At 38.2% G+C, this 23,546-nt stretch carries 15 protein-coding genes; 10 read left to right on the top strand and 5 right to left on the bottom strand.

The annotated features are described in order from the left end of the window. Positions 1-289: 289 nt before the first annotated feature. From H5117_RS00445 to pelG, 7 genes are read left to right on the top strand one after another with little or no spacing between them, the layout of a single operon-like run. Positions 290-2,998 carry an endo alpha-1,4 polygalactosaminidase gene (locus H5117_RS00445; protein ID WP_182735939.1) on the top strand — a complete coding sequence of 903 codons (2,709 nt, stop codon included), beginning with the start codon at positions 290-292 and terminating at the stop codon, positions 2,996-2,998. After that, positions 2,998-6,285, top strand: coding sequence for a tetratricopeptide repeat protein (locus H5117_RS00440; RefSeq protein WP_182735938.1), 3,288 nt, complete (start codon positions 2,998-3,000; stop codon positions 6,283-6,285). The genes H5117_RS00445 and H5117_RS00440 overlap by 1 nt, the downstream gene beginning before the upstream one ends. A gap of 14 nt (positions 6,286-6,299) precedes the next feature. Next, positions 6,300-6,815 carry a protein PelC gene (locus H5117_RS00435; RefSeq protein ID WP_076925174.1) on the top strand — a complete coding sequence of 172 codons (516 nt, stop codon included), beginning with the start codon at positions 6,300-6,302 and terminating at the stop codon, positions 6,813-6,815. Then, positions 6,812-8,110 (top strand): PelD GGDEF domain-containing protein, encoded by a 1,299-nt coding sequence (locus H5117_RS20820; RefSeq protein ID WP_182715443.1) that lies wholly within the window; start codon positions 6,812-6,814, stop codon positions 8,108-8,110. The genes H5117_RS00435 and H5117_RS20820 overlap by 4 nt, the downstream gene beginning before the upstream one ends. Further along, positions 8,107-9,090, top strand: coding sequence for a hypothetical protein (locus tag H5117_RS00425; RefSeq protein WP_024597303.1), 984 nt, complete (start codon positions 8,107-8,109; stop codon positions 9,088-9,090). Before H5117_RS20820 ends, H5117_RS00425 begins: the two co-directional genes overlap by 4 nt. Further along, a complete protein-coding gene (pelF, locus tag H5117_RS00420) occupies positions 9,083-10,600 on the top strand; it encodes a GT4 family glycosyltransferase PelF (RefSeq protein WP_182735937.1) in 1,518 nt (505 codons plus the stop codon). Before H5117_RS00425 ends, pelF begins: the two co-directional genes overlap by 8 nt. After that, a complete protein-coding gene (pelG, locus tag H5117_RS00415; protein WP_024597305.1) occupies positions 10,588-11,952 on the top strand; it encodes an exopolysaccharide Pel transporter PelG in 1,365 nt (454 codons plus the stop codon). Before pelF ends, pelG begins: the two co-directional genes overlap by 13 nt. 275 nt (positions 11,953-12,227) lie before the next feature. On the opposite strand, the gene H5117_RS00410 is transcribed toward pelG, so the two are convergent. The 3 genes from H5117_RS00410 to H5117_RS00400 form a co-directional block, all read right to left on the bottom strand. Further along, complete coding sequence (locus H5117_RS00410; protein ID WP_182735936.1) at positions 12,228-13,229, bottom strand: D-Ala-D-Ala carboxypeptidase family metallohydrolase; 1,002 nt, start codon at positions 13,227-13,229, stop codon at positions 12,228-12,230. Between the two features lie 11 nt (positions 13,230-13,240). Beyond that, positions 13,241-14,566 carry a murein L,D-transpeptidase gene (locus tag H5117_RS00405; protein ID WP_182735935.1) on the bottom strand — a complete coding sequence of 442 codons (1,326 nt, stop codon included), beginning with the start codon at positions 14,564-14,566 and terminating at the stop codon, positions 13,241-13,243. Between the two features lie 210 nt (positions 14,567-14,776). Continuing rightward, positions 14,777-15,754, bottom strand: a complete 978-nt coding sequence (locus H5117_RS00400) for a DNA topoisomerase IB (protein WP_182735934.1) — start codon at positions 15,752-15,754, stop codon at positions 14,777-14,779. 312 nt (positions 15,755-16,066) lie between these two features. Between H5117_RS00400 and H5117_RS00395 the strand changes: the two genes are divergently transcribed. Together H5117_RS00395 and purU are read left to right on the top strand one after the other, a co-directional pair. Then, positions 16,067-17,953: a hypothetical protein gene (locus H5117_RS00395; protein ID WP_182735933.1), complete on the top strand. Its 1,887-nt coding sequence runs from the start codon at positions 16,067-16,069 to the stop codon at positions 17,951-17,953. 205 nt (positions 17,954-18,158) lie between these two features. After that, entirely contained in the window at positions 18,159-18,989 is an 831-nt protein-coding gene (purU, locus tag H5117_RS00390) for a formyltetrahydrofolate deformylase (protein ID WP_024597310.1), read from the top strand. A gap of 100 nt (positions 18,990-19,089) precedes the next feature. On the opposite strand, the gene H5117_RS00385 is transcribed toward purU, so the two are convergent. Together H5117_RS00385 and acs are read right to left on the bottom strand one after the other, a co-directional pair. Next, complete coding sequence (locus H5117_RS00385; protein WP_002958948.1) at positions 19,090-19,740, bottom strand: response regulator transcription factor; 651 nt, start codon at positions 19,738-19,740, stop codon at positions 19,090-19,092. Between the two features lie 104 nt (positions 19,741-19,844). Continuing rightward, positions 19,845-21,785 (bottom strand): acetate--CoA ligase, encoded by a 1,941-nt coding sequence (acs, locus tag H5117_RS00380; RefSeq protein ID WP_182735932.1) that lies wholly within the window; start codon positions 21,783-21,785, stop codon positions 19,845-19,847. A 442-nt stretch (positions 21,786-22,227) separates the two neighbouring features. On the opposite strand from acs, the gene H5117_RS00375 reads away from it, so the two are divergent. Then, positions 22,228-23,394 carry a DcaP family trimeric outer membrane transporter gene (locus H5117_RS00375; protein WP_182735931.1) on the top strand — a complete coding sequence of 389 codons (1,167 nt, stop codon included), beginning with the start codon at positions 22,228-22,230 and terminating at the stop codon, positions 23,392-23,394. Positions 23,395-23,546: the final 152 nt, after the last annotated feature.

The raw sequence follows: 23,546 nt of genomic DNA, 5'->3' as shown, positions 1-23,546 counted from the left end.
ACTAAGCTCTTATTGTAAGTAACATACTGATACATTCTTTTATCGTTTTTCTAAGTATAGGTTTGTAGGTTGCTCTTAATAACTCGAGTGGCAAACCAATGGGTTTTATTGTGGTGAGTTAATCAAACCAGCATGTTATTATACCCCTTGAGTATATGGTTGAATTAACATGTAGAAATTAATCTTCCATTAACATATAATAACCCTATATTACTAATACCAAATAGCTAGATAAATTGGAACGCATTACTTTGAGCCACAGTTATAAATTAATTGAAATGAATTACTAATGAAATATTTTTTATACCTAGTGCTTTTAATTTCTAGTCAAGTATTTGCAAAGCCTGTGAATAATAGTATTGCATTTTACTACTCAGCGCCGATGCCATTAGCCGAAATGACCTTTTATTCTCGCGTTGTAGTCCAGCCTGATCTTGTGACTGAGCACGAACTTAATTGGTTTAAACAGCGTAATATTGCTGTCTATGCTTATTTAAGTATTGGTGAGTCGTTTATTGAAAGTGAGTCTTCACTCGCAGTTAACCCTAACTGGAATAGCCATATTGCCGATTTAGCATCAGCACATTGGCAACAACATATTAAAAGTAGCGCTGCGGCATTAAAAGCACGCGGCTTTAGCGGCTTATTTTTAGATACCCTAGATAGCTATCAGCTATTAGATGCTACACACAGTAAACCCGATCAACAAGCTGGGTTAGTCACCATAATAAGCTCACTATCTGAGACTTTTGATAAGCACCTTATCCTCAATCGGGGATTTGAGTTATTGCCTAAACTCGCTAATTTAGCAAGTGACTTAGTTGCTGAGGGTTTTTATAGCCACTTCAATCCAACCGACAATAGCTATAAAGTGACCAACAAAAACGACCAAGATTGGCTAAGCGCACAATTAAAAACAGCACAAAGTTTAGGCCTCAACGTCCAAGTTATTGATTATGCAAAGCCCGGTAATCGCCTTACTATGGCACAAAATATTATAGACGCAGGTTTCAATCCGTGGGTGACCGACGGTCACTTGCAAACGTGGGGCACATCATCAATTAAGCCGATCCCTAGGCGCATTTTAATCCCTTATAACAGTAACGTAAAACCACTCATATACACTACCGTACACTTAAAGCTTGCGACCATGATTGAGTATTTGGGGTACATACCTGATTACATAGATATGGCAAAACGCGACTTACCTTTGGTTGACCCTAGCTTACATGCCGGTATTATTTCGTGGACCTCAAGCGATGCATTTTACACCCCAACACTTACCAATTGGCTTGAAGCTAATTTAGGTGTTGTGCCAGAACTTATTTTAGGCGAGTTACCACAGTCAACTAAATTACTTTTTAACATGGGTATTGAGTCGTTAAACACACTACCTGAAGGTCCATATAAACAAGATAGCTTTGCACCTTGGCTCAAAGGAGAATCCACAACACCTCCCCCTATCGTTAAACCATATTTACTAAAATTAGCAACTAATGCGACTCCTTTAATTACAATAAAATCAGCTGATAACACGATAATTGTACAAGCGGCTAAAACTAAATATGGTGCAGTCGTGGTTGCTCCTTGGCTAATTGATACATTTCCGATGGAAGGCAGCAAATGGGTTATTGATCCACGTACACTACTAACTCAGGCTATGGAACTACCACCTATATTAGTGCCAGATACAACCACCGAAAGCGGCAGGCGAATGCTTACGCTGCATATAGATGGAGATGGATTTACAAGTGTTGCCCACTATGCGGGTAGGCCTTATTCAGCAGAAGTAATTCGAGATGAAATAATTAAACACTACAAACTACCGTTAACGTCCTCAGTGATCCAAGCTGACATTGAAGAAGGCGGTATTCACTCTAAACAAAGTGCCAAACTCGAAGACATTGCGCGTAGTATTTTTAAGCTGCCTTACGTAGAAGTTGCTTCACACACCTATAGCCACCCCTATTTTTGGACTGCTCTATCTGGGCGAAAAAAAATAGATGAAGACGACACTGATTACGGTTTTCATCTAGATGTACCTGGCTACAATACCATCAGCCTTAAAAAAGAAATTACAGATTCGATAAAATATATTGATGAAAAACTCACACCTAAAAATAAAAAAACAGTGATGATGTTATGGTCAGGCGATGCAACTCCTGGTCCTAAAGCGCTTGAACTGGCTCGTGATGCTGGTGTGCTAAACGTAAATGGCGGCAACACTGATGTAAATTCCGATAACCCTAGCCTTACACATATATCACCTATTGGCCGCCCTGAAAGAGATTTGCTGTATCAAATTTATGCCCCCATATTAAATGAAAATGTTTACACTAACTTATGGCATGGCCCTTATTATGGCTTTAGACGCTTAACTGAAACTTTCGAAATTACAGAAAAGCCATATAGGTTAAAACCTTACACTATTTATTATCACTTTTATTCAGGTGAAGTTCTTGCGGGACTAGACGCTCTTAAACACAACATAGATTATGTTTTAGCAAGACCAAATACACCTGTGCATTTAAGCCATTATGCAAAAGTAGCAAAGGATTTTTACTTTTCTGCACTTGCAAAAAACAGTAATAATGAATGGTTATTTAGCTCAAAGTACATTCATACTTTGCGAATACCTACCGATTTTGATGTGCCAAACATAGCTCAAAGTGAAGGTGTATCTGGTGTAACTGAAAAAGGTGACTACATACATATTATAAATAACATAGCTCGCCTTAGCTTTGATCATAGCCAAAATAGTAAAAAACCTTATTTAGCATCTGCAAATGTTGTTGTTAATAGCTGGCAAGTTAACGGGCCTGTTAGCTTTAAAGCGTGGGTACCTGCTTCGCTTGATTTAATTAATGCACGTTCTTGCGAATTTGTATCTGGTTTGGGTGAGCACTTTAAAGGTATTAACCGAGGTAAATTAACACATTTCAAAATACCTGCAGGTGATTTTTATGGTTACCTTAACTGCGACGGAGCCGCACTATAATGAATACTACAAAGCGCCCTCAGTTAATTTCAGTAAAAACAATATTAGCGATATTAGCCGTAAGTTGTTTTGCACTTTATGCATTATTTCCACATACCTTATTTTTTGAAGATGATGCACTTTCACAAGACTATACCTTTGAGAAGTCTTACCTTAATGCAGCGCTCAATACAGAGCCCGACAACGAAAAGCTACGCGCAAAATTAGTTGAGCTACATATAGGGCTTAGTGAGTATTCACAAGCTACTAACGAGCTTGAAAAGCTACCTAGAGGTGAGCGCAAAGCAACACTTGAAATAAAGCTGCTCTACTCATTATGGCTAGCAAGCGGTGCTAAAGTTGACGACCGCTTTGAAGAGTTATCTTTAAAAATTGGTGCTCATAAAAACTGGAACGAACAAATATTAACTATTGCAAAAGCAGTTGGGTTAAATGCAAAAGTTGCTCAGTACTATCAAAAAAATAAACAGCCTCTCCTTGCAGCCGATTACTGGTTAAGCGCAGGCGAACCAGACAAAGCATTCGCTATTTATAAAACAAATATAAATGCTGATATTGCAGCTAAAGCGATTGAAACTGCACTTGGTGCAAATAACCCGATACAAGCTTATGCATGGTGGAAAACCTATGGCGACCAAGCCAATATTAAACGCACACTTTATTTGGCTAACTTAGCAGGCAATACAGAAGATGCGGCTCAAGCCATTGAAAGTTTATTAAAGACCGATCCAAATAACAGCGAGTACTTAACACAAGCAATGCACCTGCGTTTAGCAAATGCAAATGCAAAAGGGGCAGAGCAATTACTTGCAAAGCTATTACTACAAAGCCCAGCTGACAAAGAGCTACATTTATTAAATTGGAAGATAAAGCGCTGGCAAAACAAGCCTAAAGAAGCACTTCGAGAGTTTAAATGGCTAATGTCTAACAAAGCTGTAACTCCTGCGATGCTTACCGATAGTATTAACGATGCCACCGCTTTATATTTATACCAAGACGCTAATGATATATACGAATATAAAGCCCAAAATAGAAATCTAAAAGGTAATGGCTTTGCTAATTGGATGCAAGCTAACGAATTTATTGGTAACACAAAGCAAGAATTAAATAATATTGAACGCTTTGAGCAAATAAATGGTAAAAGTGCATTATCACAATATTGGAAAGCAAAAGTACTTCACGATACTGGTAATTTAAAAGCATTAAGAGCTTTGTGGCCTACATATAAAGGGCCTAAAAATGAAGAAGATTTACTTTGGATTGCCCGCGCATTTTGGCTAGATGATGACTTTTCTACAGCTCTGCAAGTACTAAAAAACAAACATGAAAGTTCTGACGATGAGTTTTGGAGCGCCAATGTTGACATGGCAATGCGAGTTAAGGACAAAGCTCATGAGCTATATGCATTAGAGAAGTTACAAAAAATAAGTCCTTTGAGCGTAGGCGACATGCTGCACTACCAACAACTGCGCTTTGAAGGTCGGCCTCAGGAGCTTCTTGATTATTTATGGAAAAGTGAGTCGCAAACTGACCGTCAATTGATTCAAATTGCATTATTAAGCACACAAGTAAATGATGCTAAATCAGTTGCACGTATTCATGCTGAACTTGATAAGCAGCGCTACAATAAAGCTCTCTACCCTGCTTGGTTAATTCTTTCTAATTGGTATCAAAACCAAAGTGATTTAAATTCAGCTTATACAACTTTAAACCGCGCTGCTAAATTAAGCGAATATGACTCTGATGTTGTGCTTGCACAAGGTTGGTTAGCGCTGCAAATGCATGACACTGTAATGATTGGCCGCATTTTAACGCGCTATTCTCAAAGCGACACTTCCTATGCGTGGACGCAGCTCTTAGCTAGCCTATCTATTCACGAAAAGTCATATAACAGTGCCTACTTTTATTTGCGTAAATTGGCCATTGCAGAGCCAAGTGACTTAACAACACTGGTTAACTTAGCCGATGTAATGAAACAACTTGGATATTATGCAAATGCTGCTGAACTTAATCACTATTTACTGCAACACTTACCTAAAGATAAATATGCATACAGAGGCTTAATGTTTCGCTGGGCGGGCGCGATGGCTGTTCCTCATTTAATGCAATTAAACACAATGGAAGAACTTGCCCCCGACACTATTGGTGAGCCCCAAACAAACTGGTGGTTAGCACGCCGAGCTGCACAAAAATTAGAGCCATGGCAAAAACTACAACTTTATATGACCAACGGCGAATTTAATAAAGCGAAACAACTATTAGCAGAAGGCTCACTAAGCAAACTAGATGAGCTAAACGCCCTACTCTATTTAAAACAACCCTATGCCACCATGCAACGTTGGTACGAAGAACTCACTGGCGAGGCAAATGAATCGCAATTGAGTTTACTCAGAAATGCACGCGCATCCTATTTTAGAGCGCTTGAAATAAACCTATCGCCAGAGGCTGGTTTAAACAGTAGCCAGTACGATGTAAACGTTTATTTTCCTTATGCTAATGGGCAATGGAAATTAAGTTTAAGTAATCAGCAAAACCTTGATAACAACGGATTACTGTTTGCAATAGAAGATAAAATGACATTTGGTCGTTGGTATTTTGATGCAAAAATAGATTCGCACCAAGGCAGCTTAGTTAGCCGCCAAGGTCTTAGCATAGACTCTCGTTATCAATGGGATTCACGAACACAGGTAGGTTTAAAGCTTGAATATAATGTTGAAAACCGCCAATCAGAAGCACTACTTAGCTATGCTCAGCTAGATAAAGCCACGGCCTATGTTAACTACAATATTGATGGTAGACAAAACGTACAGCTATCAGCAGCAGCGATGTCTTTTTCTCGAAGAAGCGATGGCAGCTCACTAATAAACGGCCAAGAATATAATGCTCGTTACCAATACAGCATTTTAAAAGACCGCCCAATTTGGAACGCTTATTTTAGTGCGCAATGGCAAGACTTTGAACGTGTTAATGCATTAATAAATACAGATGCAAGCAGAAGACCGCTAAGAGTTGACCTTCAACCATTTAGACGTTTTGCACTAGGGACCTCATTTGCCTCAACGGGTTCGTTAGAGCCGCCTTATTTAGGCGCAAACCCTTCATGGCTATTCGATATAAGTACTGGCTATCAAACACTTAACGATACAGTAGATGTATCTGTTTCGAGTGGCGCAGGTTGGTCTGTACTAGGCGATGATTTATTTAAATTACAGCTGGGTTACCAAAGTAGTAATAAAGTGGGTAACTCAGATACACAATTACAATTAGGTTATTACGTACATTTTTAATGTTAGGAGAGAGTATGTTTCGTTTAATTATACCGTGTTTGGTATTACTATTATCAGCATGTACCACCAGCAGAGTTGCTGATGATGTAGAGCTTAGCCCTTTAAAAACAGTGGCATTAATGCCACTTGTTAATCATGCTCAAACACCGCTTGCAGGTGAGCGTGCTGAAGATATTTTAGCCAGTATTTGGCAACAAAATAAATTACCAACTCTTATACGTGCACCTCGCGTTAACACCAAAGAGCTTCCACCACTGGACGATCAATACCGCTTAGACAATGCTATGCAGTGGTTAAACACTCAACAAGCTGACTATGTATTAACAGGCAGTATTGAAGAGTGGCGCTACAAAGCTGGCCTTGATGGCGAACCCGTTGTTGCACTTACATTATCACTCACTGTAACTGGACAAACAACACCGATTTGGACCGGTACTATTGCTAAAAGTGGTTGGGGCCGCGATAGCATTGCAGCAACAGCACAAGATGTGATTGCCGATTTAATTTCTTATATAGAGGTTAGTGAGTGAAAACACATTTCCTTAGACCAAGAGACGTTCCTGAGCTACAAATATGGGCTGAGGTATTTATATTTACCGCGCTTGCTTTAGGGCTGCCTGTATTATTTAACGCACAGGACCCATTTTGGACTGAGGGAGGGTTTTCGTGGCCTGTACTTGGCCCACTTTTAGTTTCTTTACGCTATGGCTTTTCAAAAGGCTTTATTAGTATTTTATGTTTGCTTGTTGGCCAACTTTTTTTACTTCAAGCAAATATTTTATCACCGCAAAGCGACTTCAATATTAACGCTATGATTGGCTACATTATTGTAATTATGATCACAGGCGAATTTAGGGATGTGTGGGAGCGTACTAATCAACAGCAAAGTATTCAGCTTGAGTACGTAACCGATCGTCTTGAAACATTTACTCGTCAGTATCATTTAATTAATTCATCTCACGATAGAATTGAGCAAATGCTAGCTGGCCATACGTTAAGTTTACGTGAATCGCTACAAGCAGTAAGAACCTCTATCGGGCTATTAAAAGAAAGAAGACTTGATAGCGCAGCGCAAAAAATAATCGACTTGTTTGTTGAGTACGGTTCGCTAGAAAGAGCGGGTTTATATAAAGTTGAAAATGACACTGTTTTAGAGCCACCACTAGCCTCTATTGGCAAAATGAGTCAAATAGCTGAAAACGATCCTCTTATATTAGCGATGATTGAAGAAAAAGAATTAGTATCAGTAAAAGACGCAAAAATGGCATCAGGTATAAGTAAATACCATATGGCGATTCCACTTATCGACGTAAATAACACAATTTATGGCGCTATTTTAGTTGAAAGAGTACAATTTTTTGCACTTAAAAATACCACTCTTACACTACTTGCAGTTATGGCTGGGCATATTGGCGATCTACTGCGCCATGAAATAACAAACCCAGTAATGACTTATGAAGAGTATCCATACTTTATTCGCCAAGTTAAACGTGCGAATAAAGAAGCAAAACGATACAACATTCCATCGCAGCTACTAAAAATAAAAGCTAATAATATTACTGATAAATCCACTCAACTTATGAGTTATTTAAGTGAAGCACGCCGTGGTTTAGACATTTATTTGTACGATAATCAAAATCAGGTATTACTGCTATTAATGCCATTAGCTGATGAGCTTGAAAAAGCAGGGTTTATCGCCCGAATGAACACTTGGTGTAAAGAGCGCACTGGTAGCACTTTAGCTGAGCTTGATATTGTTATTGAGCAGCAACTTGCACTACCTATAAGCTCAGATGACATAAAGAGATTGGTTTCACTTTCATGATTATAATTATTGTAGCGGCTATATTAGGGTGTATTTGTCAGTACTTTGCACTAATAGAAGTACTGGAAACACCTGATTGGTTTTTAGCTATATTATTGCATGCTATCGCTAGCATCTTTTTTGCTATTGTTAGTTATGTTTTTATACCTAAAAAATACAAAACGACTCCTTATAGCTCTTTGCTACTCATGTTTTTATTATTGTTTACATTACCAGTACTTGGAATTATAGGTGTTGTAGTAGCGCTTACATTTGCTCTTTGTAAACCTCTCAAGAATGACGAGATAGAAATAGAGGAGCATAAAATACCTGAGCTTCCTTTTGAAGCCAGAGCAATATCAGCAAATCCAACCTATTCAATTGGTGGACTTAAAGCAATTTTGAAGCACGCTAATGAGCCAAATAAGCGTTTAAGTGCTGTAATGGCGGCTCGTCACATGAGTGACTCACAAGCTATTCCTATTTTAAAGCTAGCACTTAAAGATTTAGAAGATGATATTCGCTTGCTCGCCTACTCAACCCTTGATGGTAAAGAAACCAAACTTAACGAAAAAATCAGTTTGTATCAGCAAGAAATAGCAGTTACAACTAAGCAGCCAAAATTGAGTCATTTACAAAAACAGCTAGCCGAACTTTATTGGGAACTGAGCTATTTAGGCTTAGCCCAAGGCGCACTGCGTAAATACGTTTTAGAAAAAGCAGAAGCACTTGCATTGCAAAGTATTGAGCACGTAAAAACACCCGCAACTTTTATATTTTTAGGGCGTATATCTTTAGCCTTAGACAAATACGAAATAGCCCATGAGTATCTACTTAAAGCAACTGAGTTTGGTATGGCAAGGCGCCATGTATTGCCTTATAAAGCCGAAGTTGCCTTTTGTATGAACAAGTTTGACGACTGTAAACGCTACTTAAAAGAACTCCCAGAACAACCTAAGGGCAGTGAATTACGTCATTTGCAGGAGTATTGGCATGAGTAATAAAAATGCAGACATTTTACTGCTTTTAGAAGGCACTTACCCTTATGTACGTGGTGGCGTATCTAGCTGGGTTCATCAAATAATTGAAGGGTTACCTCATTATAACTTTGAGCTTGTTTTTATAGGTGGAGCACCAGAGCATTATGGCGAGATTCAATATACTTTGCCTAAAAATGTTACAAAGCTGCATGTACATTATTTAGTGGAAAATGACACTTCTGAAATAAAAGCCAAGCATGGCGTTAAATATAAAAAAGAACTCTTTGATTTTTGGCAGCAACTACAAAATTATTTTAGGGATTGTGATGAGCCCATCCCAACTGAGTTATTAAAGTTTGCATTTGAGACTTTGGCTAAAAAAGACGGTATTAACGAAGCCGACTTTTTATATAGTGAATCATCGTGGCAAGTACTCACCAATTACTATTCAACTTTTTGTGATGAATCCTCTTTTATTGACTTTTTTTGGTCATACCGCAATTTATATAAACCGCTATTTAAAATAGCCGAAATTGCACGCGGACTTCCAAAAGTTAAACTTATTCACTCAATATCTACTGGGTATGCTGGTATTTTAGGATCTGGTGCCAGTGCAATAAGCGATACTCCCTTTTTGTTGACCGAACATGGTATTTACACCAAAGAGAGAAAAATAGATCTTATTCAAGCCAGTTGGATTAAAGAGTCTGAGCAAAGCCTAGGTAAAAACTTAAATACCGAGATGGGCTTTATTCGCCGTATGTGGATCAGCTTTTTTGAGCAAATCGGCCGAACAACATACCAAGAAGCAGATAAGGTCATTTCGCTATACGACGGTAACAGGCAGCGCCAAATAAAAGATGGTGCAGCGCCAGAAAAAGCATTTGTTGTACCTAATGGCATTAAAACAGTACGCTTTATTGAAGCGCTTGATCAGCGTCCAAAACAGATACCACCGGTTGTTGGGTTAATTGGACGTGTAGTGCCTATAAAAGATATTAAAACCTTTATACGTGCGATTAAAGAGGCACAATCGATGCTGCCTGAAGTAGAAGGCTGGATCATCGGCCCTTATGAAGAAGACCCGCAATATTACAAAGAGTGTGAACTACTTGTAGGCAGTCTTGATTTACAAAGCAGTGTAAAGTTTTTAGGTATGCAAGATATTACCAAAATTTTGCCTAAGCTCGGAATTGTAGCTTTAACCTCGATTTCCGAAGCGCAGCCTTTAGTACTTTTAGAAGCAATGGCGGCCGGTGTGCCTGTACTTGCTAGTGATGTTGGCTCGTGCCGCGAAATAATCGAAGGCGGAACCGATGAAGATAAAGCATTAGGTAAAGCCGGTGAAGTTGTCTCAATTGCTTCACCTAGCGAAACAGCACAACAAATATCAAACATGCTAAAAAATGATCAAGTTTGGCTTGAGTATCAAAAAAGTGGTTTAGACCGCGTACAAAAATTTTATGACGAGAGCCACATGTTTGCCCGTTACGATAAACTTTATAAGGATACAATGGCATGGCCGGAATAGGTTTTGAGATACGAAAAATTCTCAAAAAAAATACCCTGCTCTCAGTTTTTGAAGCATACGGCTACGCGGGCTTAATAGGCTCAGGTCCTTGGCTGCTCTCTATTGTAGCGTTAATGCTAATTGGTATTTTAAGTTTAGGCGTTGTATTACCTAAAGTACTTATTATTCAGTTTTTAACGCTTGTTACCTACATGATGGCAGCTTCACTTATTTTAACGGGTGGCTTGCAGTTATTATTAACTCGATTTATTGCCGATTTATTTTTTCAAAAAGAAGAGGCAAAGGTACTGCCTAATTTACTTGGTGCGCAACTTATAACAACAATAGCCGCGCTATTGGTAGGCTTGGCTGTATGGCCTATGCTCCCTATACCCGTTGTTACTAAGATTATAATTTTAGGTGCCTTTGTAAGCTTATGTAATCAGTGGCTTGGCGCTATTTTTCTATCAGGTATGAAAGAATACCGGTTAATTTTAATAACTATGCTAAGTGGTTACGCCTTTATGGTATTGCTTGCATATTTATTAAGAGACTGGCAGTTAGACGGCTTATTTTTTGCGTTTTTTGCAGGCGAAGCTCTGCTCTTTTTTAGCTTTTTGTTTATGATTATTCGCCGCTACCCAGGTGAAAAACTTATAAGCTTTGACTTTTTAAGCAATAAAAAAGTGTATTACAGCCTATTCTTTTGTGGTCTGTTTTATAACATTGGTGTGTGGGCTGATAAAATCATTTTTTGGTATTCACCAAGCACATCAATTCAAATTATTGGCACGTTACGAGCCAGCCCAATTTACGACTTGCCTATATTTTTAGCCTATTTGTCTATTATTCCCGGTATGGCAGTATTTTTAGTAAAAATGGAAACCGACTTTGTAGAAGAATACGACCGTTTTTACACAGCTATTCGAGAGGGTTCATCGTTAGAAGAGATTTACTATTTAAAAGACAATATGATCCAAACTGCACGTGCCGGTTTATACGATATATTTAAAATTCAAGGTATTACCGTTGCCTGCTTATTATTATGGGGCGAGCAAATACTTACCTTTATTGGTATTGATCCAAACTATAAAACGCTTTTATTTATTGATGTAGTTGGTGTGGGTGTACAAGTTATATTTTTGTCTATTTTAAATATTTTGTTTTATTTAGATAAACGCTCAACCGTCCTGTTTTTAGCGGGGCTATTTTTGGTAATAAACGTTGTTTTAACTTTGCTATCAATCGCTTTTGGGCCGCAATTTTATGGTTACGGCTTTGCTCTCTCAACTATTGTTACCTCTGTTGTTGGGTTATTTTGGCTTTCTAAACAATTTGAAGATTTAGAATACGAAACGTTTATGCTGCAATAGCATAATATAAAGGCTGCTTATGCAGCCTTTATATTTAAAGCTTTTCGTACAAAATTAAAATAATTAATTATTGGAAAGCGGCTGATACACACCATGTTTATAGCTCATATAAGCGCCTCAGTTTAAAGCAAAAAAGACTAGCTCAGTAAATGTATAAAATGTTTATAAAACTAAGGGCTTATAAAAACCAAGCCACCCTACCTTGGCTTAGCTAATCTCTTGTACAATTAGACTTAACTAGTTTAGCTTTATGCTAAATGAGGTAGCCGTTGCCATTACTTACTCACCCATCGCGCTTTAAAGCCACGCGTATCAACATGTATAAATGCGCCTCTGTGCGACTTAGGCCCATAAATACCTAAACCACCTAGTAAACCTTTAAATGATTCACGTCTAGCTAACGACTCCACTATATCGGCCATCGCTTTAGCATCACCAATTGAATGCTTACCATCATTATTTATATCATCCATACGGTAGTTGCCATCGTTATCTATAAAAATATCGGCAGCATCACCAAATACATGTCGGCTAAGTTTTACATTGCCAATTGATTTGTTGTAGTACGGAGTTCTATAACCGCTCATAACCACCATATTACTAACCGGTATACCTTCTAAAATCAGTTCTTTGCGTATTTTTTCTAGTTTAAGTAACAACTTATTTTGTAAAAATAAATACTTTGGGTACTTACTTCGCTGCTTACTAACAAATTCCTTTAGTGAAAAGTGAGGTGATATTTTTACGTTTTCATTTTCAGGCGTTACCTTCACAAAGCCATCGGGCACTATGTAGTGTGAAGCGTCTTTAATCTGTGAAGGTTTAGGGTAGTGCCCAATGTGGTAATACTTGAGCTTTCCTCCTTCAACATTGTCTGCCGGTACTTTTACAAATACGTTGATTTTCATACGCTGTTTTTTATCGGGCGACTCAATAATTACCGTTGTTAAACCGGGCTCTTTGGGTGCTTGCCATTGCCAACGGTTGGTGTCTGTAAGCTTAGATTTCCCCTGAGTGTTAATTAGCGTGTAAGCATTTTTTGATTGCGCAAAAAGCACTTCAAACTCAACTTGCTCTTTGGGCATTACAAATACTGAAAACACCGAATATGGCATAACTATATCGTTAATTTTTAGGCTAAATTCTGCATCTTCAAAGTTGGCTTTGTTTTTTATATCAACTACCTGATGCGCAGGCTTTGTAGGCGCGGCAGCAAATACACTATTGCTAAATATAATTGTAAATATGGCGATAGAAATATAATGAATAAATTGCATAAACCCTCTCATTATTTATTTTTTAATAAAGCGGCAATCACCGACTGTTCATCATTTTTTAATAGTGCTTTTTTATCGCGTTGATATATGTCATCTCTAAAGTTAACCAGCTTATTTTCGTCAACCCATGCAGTCCAATAAACTAAATGAATAGGAAGAGGCTCATCTAAATAAAACGTCTGAGTACTATTTTGAGCAAGTGCGCTGTCCATATTATTGAGTGTTTGCACTTCTCCTTCGTGCTTAATAATTTCACGCGCTAACGAAAAAGGCTTTTCTATTCTTATACAGCCATGCGATAAGGCTCGGTTTGCTTGGCTAAAACGGTGCTTTGCTGGTGTATCGTGAACATAAATTGCTTCGGCATTGGGGAATAAATACTTAACTTCCCCTAGGGGGTTTTCTTCACCAGCACGTTTTACTAAAAAGTGATCAAATTGGTACGGCTTAATAGAATCCCAATCAATATTGCTTGGATTAACAGTTTGTGAGTCTAGGTAGCTGTTTTTTCTAATTTCAATATTATTTTTTACAAGGTAGTCAGGATCCTCGGCTACCTTTGGAGCAATTTCTTTGGTGGCAATTGAGGTGGGTATACGCCATTCAGGATTAACTACAAACTTTTCTATTTCGTCGCTAAATGCAGGTGTTTCCCAACTTGGTTTACCTACAATTACGTTATTTTTCAATTTCACATCGCCAGCTTTTACAAATCGTAAGCTGTATTCAGGAATATTTACATACACATATTGCTCATCACTTGCGCCTGCAAAGTTAGTTATTCTATAAAAGTTAAGTTTTAATTTATCGAGTTTTTGTTGTGCGGGCACATTAAGCGATGCAAAAGTACGCTTACCCACTCGGCCATCAACTTTTAAACCATGGCGGCTTTGAAATTGCTTAACAGCTTGCTCTATACCTTTATCAAACGTGCATATAACTTCGTCACACACATTAGTTTTTAAGTCACGCTCTTGATATAAACGCTGTGCAAGTAAGCTCACCTGTTTATTATTACTGCCTAGTTCAAGCAATTCATCGTTATATAAGTGTGTAAAACCACCTTTGTTAACTATTTCTTGATACCAATTAATGGCTTTTTCTGTACGTTCAATTAACTGCGCTGAATATTGGTCAAAGTAGTAGGTGTCATCAGCTTGCACGTACTTTTGTGAGTTGTAAGTAGTTAGTGAAGAGTTAGCGAGTACCACACTTTCAAGCTCATTGGCAGCGAGTGTTGGTGCAGAGCATAAGCCGCTCATGCCAATAAACAATGCAGTTTTTAAAGTAAAACCCTTTGCTTTAGTAAGCGCTTGATTTGAAAATGACCCCTTCACTGTGTACCTCCTCGCTAAATATCGTTGATAAATGCTTATGTACTTACCACTAAGTAGTACACTGGAGGTGCAACGGTAATGCCAAATTAAAGTTTCAAAATAAACAATTGAAATTTAATGACTTTTTAAAAACCCTTATTCTAAACGTTAATAAATTAAATTAGAGAATATGTAATTAATATGCTCAAGTGTGTAAAGTTGCTATGGCAATTAATCTTTTAAAAAAGCTGAAAAGCCACGTTCATAACGACTCAAGTACTTTGTTTTTCGTGGTAATGAAAGGGACTCTCTCCACGCAGTTTGAGTATCTTCATCTTCTTTACACAGGGTAATTAAATCGGGATGCACATAAGATTTGCGTGCTATAGCTGGAGTATTACCAAGTTGCTCAGATACGCTATCAAGCATGCTTTTTAAAGTAAGCGCCCCTTTAGCTTTAGCTAATTGTTTGAATGCAATAACGCTTGCTCGCCAAGTTCTAAAGTGTTTTGCACTAAACTCCTCGCCCATTATTTGCTGAATGTATTGATTTATTTCACTTGATGTAACATTTGTGCGCTCACCTTCATTTATATACTGAAATAAATGCTGCCCGGGTAAATCTTGTAAGTCTTTTATAACATGACTAAGCACCCTGTCGGTTATATTTACTTCACGTTCCTTACCTGATTTGGCACGATATTTTAGTTGAATATTTTTGCCCGTGAGTTTTGCATGACGTGTTCGTAATGTTGTCGCACCAAAACTTTTATTTTGCTTTACGTTACGCTCGTTACCTACCCTCAGCGCACCTAAATCCATAAGTCTTACAACTGCTGCTAAAGTGCGTTCAATATTAAGCTCATCGCCTTGTAAGTCTGTTTCTAAACGCGCTCTTAACAAAGGGAGTTTATTACCAAATACTCCACATGCTTGGTATTTTTTTGCTTCTTGCTGCGCCCTAAATTCAGGATGGTAGCGGTATTGCTTTCGCCCCTTACTATCAAATCCTGTCGCTAAAATATGTCCGTTTTCTTCTGGGCAAAACCAGGCGTTTTTATAGGCAGGCGGAAATGCCAATCCATTCAAACGATCAATCACATTTTGCTCTTTTATTTGCTTACCGATTGGATCAAAGTAAAGCCAACTTTTATGTTTAAGTTTACGAGTGATCCCTGGTAAATTATCGTCTACATAAATTAGCTTCATTAACTCTCCAGTTATATTTAAGCATGCGTAGGAATATAAAATGTATCACTTTAAAATAACCTTAAACTGAACAAGATTATTGATATATAATAAAAAACCAACAACAATTATAAATACTTAATATATATTAATAATTCTATTTAGGTTTTTGTAAAAGTAGGTCGAACTTACGCGCCAGCAACAAGTCTATTACGATTAAACTCAATGCACTTAGCGCTAAAAAAAGCTACTTGAGATAGATTTATTATCCTAAGTTCAGATTAATTACACTTTGTCCCCCGCAATTGGGGTGCTGTTTAAATGGAGAATTCAATGGCTTTTGATTATGGATCGATTGATCTTGGACTAAAAAACCCCTTCAAACTGGAAGGTAAAGTAACAGCATTAAGAGGACTCATTGAGTCTATAGCAGGTATTAGTTTACTTGTTATTGCTGCGGGCTCTGTGAAAGAAGATACAACCGCAGGTTGGATTTTAATGGTGTTTGGCATGCTTATTTTAGCATTCGGCATTCGCTCACTATCGGCAGGTATTTATGCAACACTTAAATACTTTGTAGGTAGAAACCACCCAACTTCACTTGCTTATAACTACAGTAAATCGCAAGCATCAACCGCTCAAGAAGAACAAAAAGAAGTAGCCTACACAGCGCAATCACTTGAAGAAATGCTGGTTGGTCGTAAAAACAGTACATTTAAAGAGCCTAATGGTTTTTTATCTCGCTTACTTCACAGCTTAATCCCTAAGTTATTGTTTCTACCATATCCTATTCGAAATGTTGCCCAGCGATTATTTGGCTCATGGGTAAGCACCTTTGTCGCCCTTATTGCTTATGGCCTTGTTGCATTTGTATCTTTGTCGGGCTTTACCGGTGAAGCTGGGGAATTAGCATTTCCGGTCTATAGTGCAATATTAATGTTTTACGTGCTTTTTTCGTGGCGCTCTACAGGTAAACCTATCTCTCGAAATGCAGAAAAAAATATTGAAGCACTTGGTACTGGTGCACTCGCTAAAATTATTTCTTTATCTTTTATTTTACCCATCGCTATTGGTCTTTCTATGTCATGGTTGATGAAAGAGCAGCACATTAGTAAACAAGAAATAGATAACTGGCTTGAGCAACTGCCTAGTCTTCATGCTGGAATGTACTTAATTGCAATTATTGTATTAGCAACTCTAAGCTGTGCGCTTGCTTTTATCATGATTAAAGCGCGTTTAAATTCAGTTACCCCTTCAGCTGAAGTATCTGAACTACGTGAAAACTGGCAAGAGTCTGTTCATCCAGACGAGATTTTCATAAACCTCGATAACCTAGTAATGGCTAATCGCCGTTATAAAGAAGTACCTAACAGAGTTTACAGAGAATTAGACCCTAAGCTTCAAGAACAAATAGAAGGTAAAGGCGGTTTTAAAGGTGAAATGATCCAAGAGATTCAGCCTAAACTGCACTCAATGGACTTAGGTAAAAACTTTACACTCGCGAGATTACTTGCTTTGGTGAGCGGTAACTTACTTTATATTGTAGCGTTAGCATTTACTGTACTTTTAGCGTATTCGTTTATTAATATTTACCATTACATTGATGCGGCAAATATTAATAGTTTTAAACAGGCATTTAATAACCAACATGTCATTCAATTTAGTGAGCTATTAATGACAAGCTTTCACTTATTGCTAATAGGCGTACTTATTAAAGCATTTGCGCAGTTACTTGCAAACACAGCGCATCTATTTTTTGCAGAAATGCAATTTGAGTCACTGCTTGTGTACTTTAAATGTGAAGGCACTTTTACTGAGTCTAAAATATCAACAGGTACTGGTATTCACGATAGCACCCGCTCAGAAAATACTTTAGTACGCAGTAGCATAACGCCTTGGATTATTGTTTCTCGTGTTATCTCTACTACGTTTGCTGCAACAGGTATGAAAAACCTTGAACATCCTCGCCACATTATGGAAATGCATAAAGACGAAGGACAATTACAAGCAATCAAAAAAGACGTTATTTCATTCTTAAAAGACCGCGAATCTATCGCCTCAATCACCAGTGAGCGTGATTTAGGTAATGCGTCACAAATACATCAACTAAACCAACAAACGCGCGCTATACCTACTCAGCAAGCAATAGCGAAAGATGATGAAGAAGCTGCCGGGTATTTAAGACAAGAAGAAAACTTATCTCCCGAGCCCAAGGGTTAATTAACCTCAAACCTAGATAACTTTTATTAATGCCACCTTGTTAACTTAGGTGGCATTTTTTTAACCTCTATTCAATACTTTTTAACTTTATTACCTCTTTTGCACTCAACAACATGATTAATATTGGATTAGTTCACAAAGCCCTTGCTTTATGTGCCAAAACACAAATAATGAAAGGATTAATTACAGGGTAAGAATGAGGACAATGAGCTATATACTAACCACCCAATGTGCTGATGATGTAGGCTTAATAGCTAAAATTACAGGGCTTTGCCATAAAAATAATTTAAACATTACGCGTAACAACGAATTTGTAGATAAAGACGCGCAGCGATTTTTTATGCGTACAGAGCTTACAGGTGAGCCACAAAGCGACTTTTTAGATCAATTACGCGCACTGTTGCCACAAGGCGCTAAACTTGCGCTACATTGCGGCGCAAAAACTAAAGTAGTTTTACTGGCAACTAAAGAAGCTCATTGTTTAGGTGGTATGCTGTTAAAGCAATTTGAACAAACTCTTAATATTGAAGTACTCGCTGTAATTGCTAACTATGCTGATTTAGAGCCGCTAGCTAAAGGGTTTGGTGTGCCATTTCATGTTGTATCGCACGAAGGATTAACCCGTAGCGAACATGATAAAAAGGTAGGCGATTTAATTGCCAGTTACAATCCTGACATTATTGGTCTTGCTAAATACATGCGTATTTTAAGTCCTGAATTTGTGGGTCGATTTGAAGGTAAAATAATTAATATTCATCACTCATTTTTGCCAGCATTTATAGGGGCTAAACCTTATCATCAAGCATTTGAGCGCGGTGTAAAAATTATTGGTGCTACCGCTCACTTTGTTAATAATGAGCTTGATGAAGGGCCTATTATTTTGCAAGATGTAACCAGCGTTACACATGCTAATACCGCCGAAATGATGGCTAAAATGGGCAAAGATGTTGAAAAAACAGTGTTTTGTAAAGCACTTCAACTTGCCTCAGAGCATAAGCTATTTATTAATGGTAATAAAACCGTGGTGTTTTCTTAGCATTAATCCAACTGCTTAATTATTCTACATATAAAAAATGCCAGCAATTTTGCTGGCATTTTTTTGCTCATAAATAAGCTAATAACTTTTTAAATGTAAATTATGCCTGCTCTATTGGTTCGAGCTTTAATTTAGCGGCAATTAAAACGGCTTGGGTACGATTGTACACACCGAGTTTTCTAAATATGGCTGTAATGTGTGCTTTTACTGTCGCTTCTGATATGTGTAGTTCATAAGCAATTTGCTTATTAAGTAAACCTTCGTGCAGATATTGCAGCACTCGGTATTGTTGAGGCGTTAATGAGGCAACTTGCGCTGCTATTTCTCTATCTTCACCTTCAATTTCAGCTACTTTGTTTTTTAGCTCTTTTGGTAGCCATGTATCGCCTTCAAGTATTTGGTTAATTGCACTGGCAATATCATCAGACGATGATGATTTAGGAATAAAACCCATAGCGCCGTAACCCATTACTTTAGAAACGATATTCACGTCTTCACTACCCGAAACAACGGCAATAGGTAAGCTTGGGTATTCTTCTCTAATACGAATAAGACCATATAAATCACCATTACCTGGCATGTGAAGGTCTAGCAGTAATATATCAAGATCCTCTTGCTCGCTTAACACTTGCAGTGTGCTGTCAAAATCGGATGATTCAAAAACCTCTAAACCCTCAAATTTTGCGCTCAGTGCGCCCTTTAGTGCTTCACGAAATAACGGATGATCGTCCGCTATTAAAAACTGACTCATGGTTCACTCCTAATAAATTCGGCTGCCAGTTAGGTTTAAAACCTTTACTGACAGCCGACATACTACGTTTAGAATCAACTTGTAATCAAGTTTTTAACGCACATTTAACGATTTAATCTGTTCTCGATTAGTTCATCGACAACTGAAGGATCGGCAAGCGTTGACGTATCACCGAGTTGTTGGTGCTCATTTGCAGCGATTTTACGTAAAATACGACGCATAATCTTGCCTGAACGTGTTTTTGGCAAACCCGGTGACCATTGAATCATATCTGGAGATGCAATTGGGCTGAGCTCTTTACGAACCCAATTACGTACCTCTTTAGTTAATTCATCGCTTACAGTTACACCTTCGTTAGGCGTAATGTAAACATAAATACCTTGGCCTTTAATATCATGCGGGTAACCTACAACAGCAGCTTCTGCTACCGCTTCATGCGCAACTAACGCACTTTCAATTTCGGCAGTACCAAGGCGGTGCCCAGACACATTAAGTACATCGTCCACACGGCCTGTGATCCAGTAATAACCATCTTCATCACGACGACAACCATCGCCTGTAAAGTAAACTCCTGGGTAGGCGCTAAAATAAGTTTGTTCAAAACGTTCATGGTCGTCATAAACAGTTCGAGCTTGCGATGGCCAACTATCTAAAATAACTAAATTACCATCTACGGCACCTTCGAGTGTATTACCTTCAGCATCAAATAATGCAGGCGCAATACCAAAAAATGGATGTGTTGCAGAACCTGGTTTTGTATCAGTAGCGCCCGGAAGTGGTGTGATCATAATGCCACCGGTTTCTGTTTGCCACCATGTATCAACAATCGGGCAATTAGATTTACCAATACTCTCGTAATACCATGTCCACGCTTCTGGATTTATTGGCTCACCTACTGAACCTAAAATACGTAAACTATCGCGATGTGACGAAGCTGTAGGCTCATCACCTTTAGCCATTAGTGCTCTAATTGCTGTAGGGGCGGTATATAAAATAGTAACGCCGTGTTTATCAACTACTTCGCCCATACGCCCTGCAGTTGGATAAGTGGGGACACCTTCAAATAAAACCTGAGTACAACCGTTTACTAATGGCCCGTACGCAATGTAACTGTGGCCTGTGATCCAACCTACATCGGCACTACACCAATACACATCATCTTCTTTTAAATCAAATACGTATTCATGTGTCATTGATGAGTAAACTAAGTAGCCACCTGTAGTATGTACAACACCTTTAGGCTGACCAGTAGAACCTGATGTATACAATATAAACAAAGGATCTTCAGCATTCATTGGCTCTGGCTCACACTGTGCTGGTAAGTCAGCAACTAGCTCGTGCCACCATATATCGTGCTCATTCCAATCAACTTCACCGCCTGTTAATTGGTGCACAATAACGTGTTCAATTGTGGTTACAGTTTCTTGCGCTACCGCTTCATCTACATTTGCTTTTAATGGAACACAATTTCCTGCTCTGCGTCCCTCATCAGAAGTAATAACAACCTTAGCGCCAGAATCTCTAATACGATCAGCAATAGCCGATGGTGAAAAACCACCAAATACAACAGAATGAATAGCACCAATACGTGCACAAGCTTGCATTGCATACACCGCTTGTGGGGTCATTGGCATATAAATAGCTACGCGGTCACCTTTTTGTACACCCAGTTTTTTTAAACCATTGGCAAATTTAGCCACTTCATCATGAAGTTTTTGATAAGTAATGTTCTCACTTTGAGAAGGATCATCACCTTCCCAAATAAGCGCAATTTTGTCTGCTTTCGTTTTTAAGTGGCGGTCAATACAGTTGTAAGACGCATTTAAATAGCCATCTTCATACCATTTAATACTGATGTGGCCTTTATCAAAAGAGGTGTTTTTAACTTTAGTGTAAGGAGTAGACCAATCGAGGCGTTTGCCATGCTCACGCCAAAAACTTTCAGGGTCATCAATAGATTGCTTATAAAGCGTATTATATTTATTTTTATCAATGAGAGTCGCATCTTTAATATGCGCAGGAACTGGATAGATACTTTGTGACATCTTCGTCTCCATTTAAATTACTTGCCTTAAGCTTTTATCAAGGATTACTCAGCAGTACTTTATTAAGTATTAGACCTTAGTTGTACTCTACTCCAATTTGCTCATTTGTAGTTTATAATCCACCTGCTTTCAATTTTTTTACATAAATAATACAACGCGTTAAATGTAAGTAAATGCAAACTAATCAACTCTAAAACCTTAGTCTTATAGACCAATAGGTAATTGAGTAAATATTGCACATATTCAAAAGTGTTTGTGTACTTTAATAAAGATATTTGCGGTATTACTTGCCAAAGCTTTATTTAACGAATGAAAACAATATGTGTATTGAAAAGCCAAATTAACACCCTTTTTTATTCGTAAGTAATACTAGTAGCAAGTAATACAACCTTACATGAAAAAAAAAGCAACAAACAACAAGTAGCCTATAAAGGACACCACAATGAAATTTACCCCATTAAAAACATTAGCAGCAAGCGCTGTATTATGTGCACTATCAAGCACTGCTTATGCAGCGACTGCCGCAAAAATTGGTGATACGGAATTTACTTACGGTGGATACATTAAACTCGACTCTATGTGGAGTGATTATTCAGCGGGTGCGCCTGCAGGCTCAAACGTAGGTCGTGACTTTTACGTACCAAGTACGTTAACAGTTGGCGATGATAACAGCTCAGATGCTGTATTTGATATGCATGCTCGTGAGTCACGTTTTAACTTTGGCACAGCCACTGTTATGGATAACGGTAAAACCGTTAATACTAAAATTGAAATTGACTTTTTGGCCTCGGCTGCTGGCGGTAATGAGCGAGTTTCAAATTCTTACGCCCCGCGTATTCGCCATGCGTTTGTGACTTACGATGGTTGGTTATTTGGTCAAACATGGTCTAACTTCCAAAACGTGGGAGCGCTTGCTGAAACGCTTGATTTTGTAGGCCCTGCTGAGGGCACTGTGTTTGTGCGTCAATCGCAAATTAAATACACCACTGGCGCATGGTCGTTTTCATTAGAAAACCCAGAAAGTACAATTTCTACTACTAGCGGTATGGTAGTAACTGATGATGCATCATTGCCTGACTTTACAGCTCGTTACACACACAAAGCCGATTGGGGTAACATTGTGGTTGCAGCGCTTGCTCGCCAACTTACTTATAAAGTAGGCAGTGTTGATGCAGATGAAACTTCTTTTGGTATTAGTGCATCAGGTAAAATAAACCTTGGTGAAGACAACCTTAAATTTATGCTTACTCAAGGTAAAGGCTTAGGCCGTTACGTAGGCTTAAACGTTGCTCACGGTGCTGTACTTAATGGTGATGAACTAGATGCAATTGATTCGACTTCTGGTTTTGTTGCTTACCAGCGCAAGTGGACAAGCCAATGGCGTTCAACGTTCTTATATTCATTCTTCAGTGCTGATAACAACACTGATTTATTAGCTATTTCTGGTGATCCGACTGAATCAAGCCAAAGCTATAGCGCTAACATTCTATACTCACCGGTTAAACGTCTAACTTTTGGTGCTGAGCTAAAGCATGCTGAGCGTGAAACTGAAAGCGGCGTTGATGGCGATTTAGACCGCTTACAGTTTTCTGTTAAATACTCTTTTTAATAACTAGAAAGCTAACTACTTTAAAAAGCGGCCTAGGCCGCTTTTTTTATAAGCGAGATTGAGTTCTATATAATTCATCAATTCGTACCTAAAATCTTTATATGTGGCGCTAAGATACAAAAAAATAGAATTATTATTGATAAAAACACTAA

The organism is Pseudoalteromonas sp. SG45-1, from assembly GCF_014164135.1.
GTDB lineage: Bacteria > Pseudomonadota > Gammaproteobacteria > Enterobacterales > Alteromonadaceae > Pseudoalteromonas > Pseudoalteromonas distincta.
Note: the sequence above shows the minus strand (reverse complement) of the source record. Positions and strands in the feature narration are given on the sequence as shown.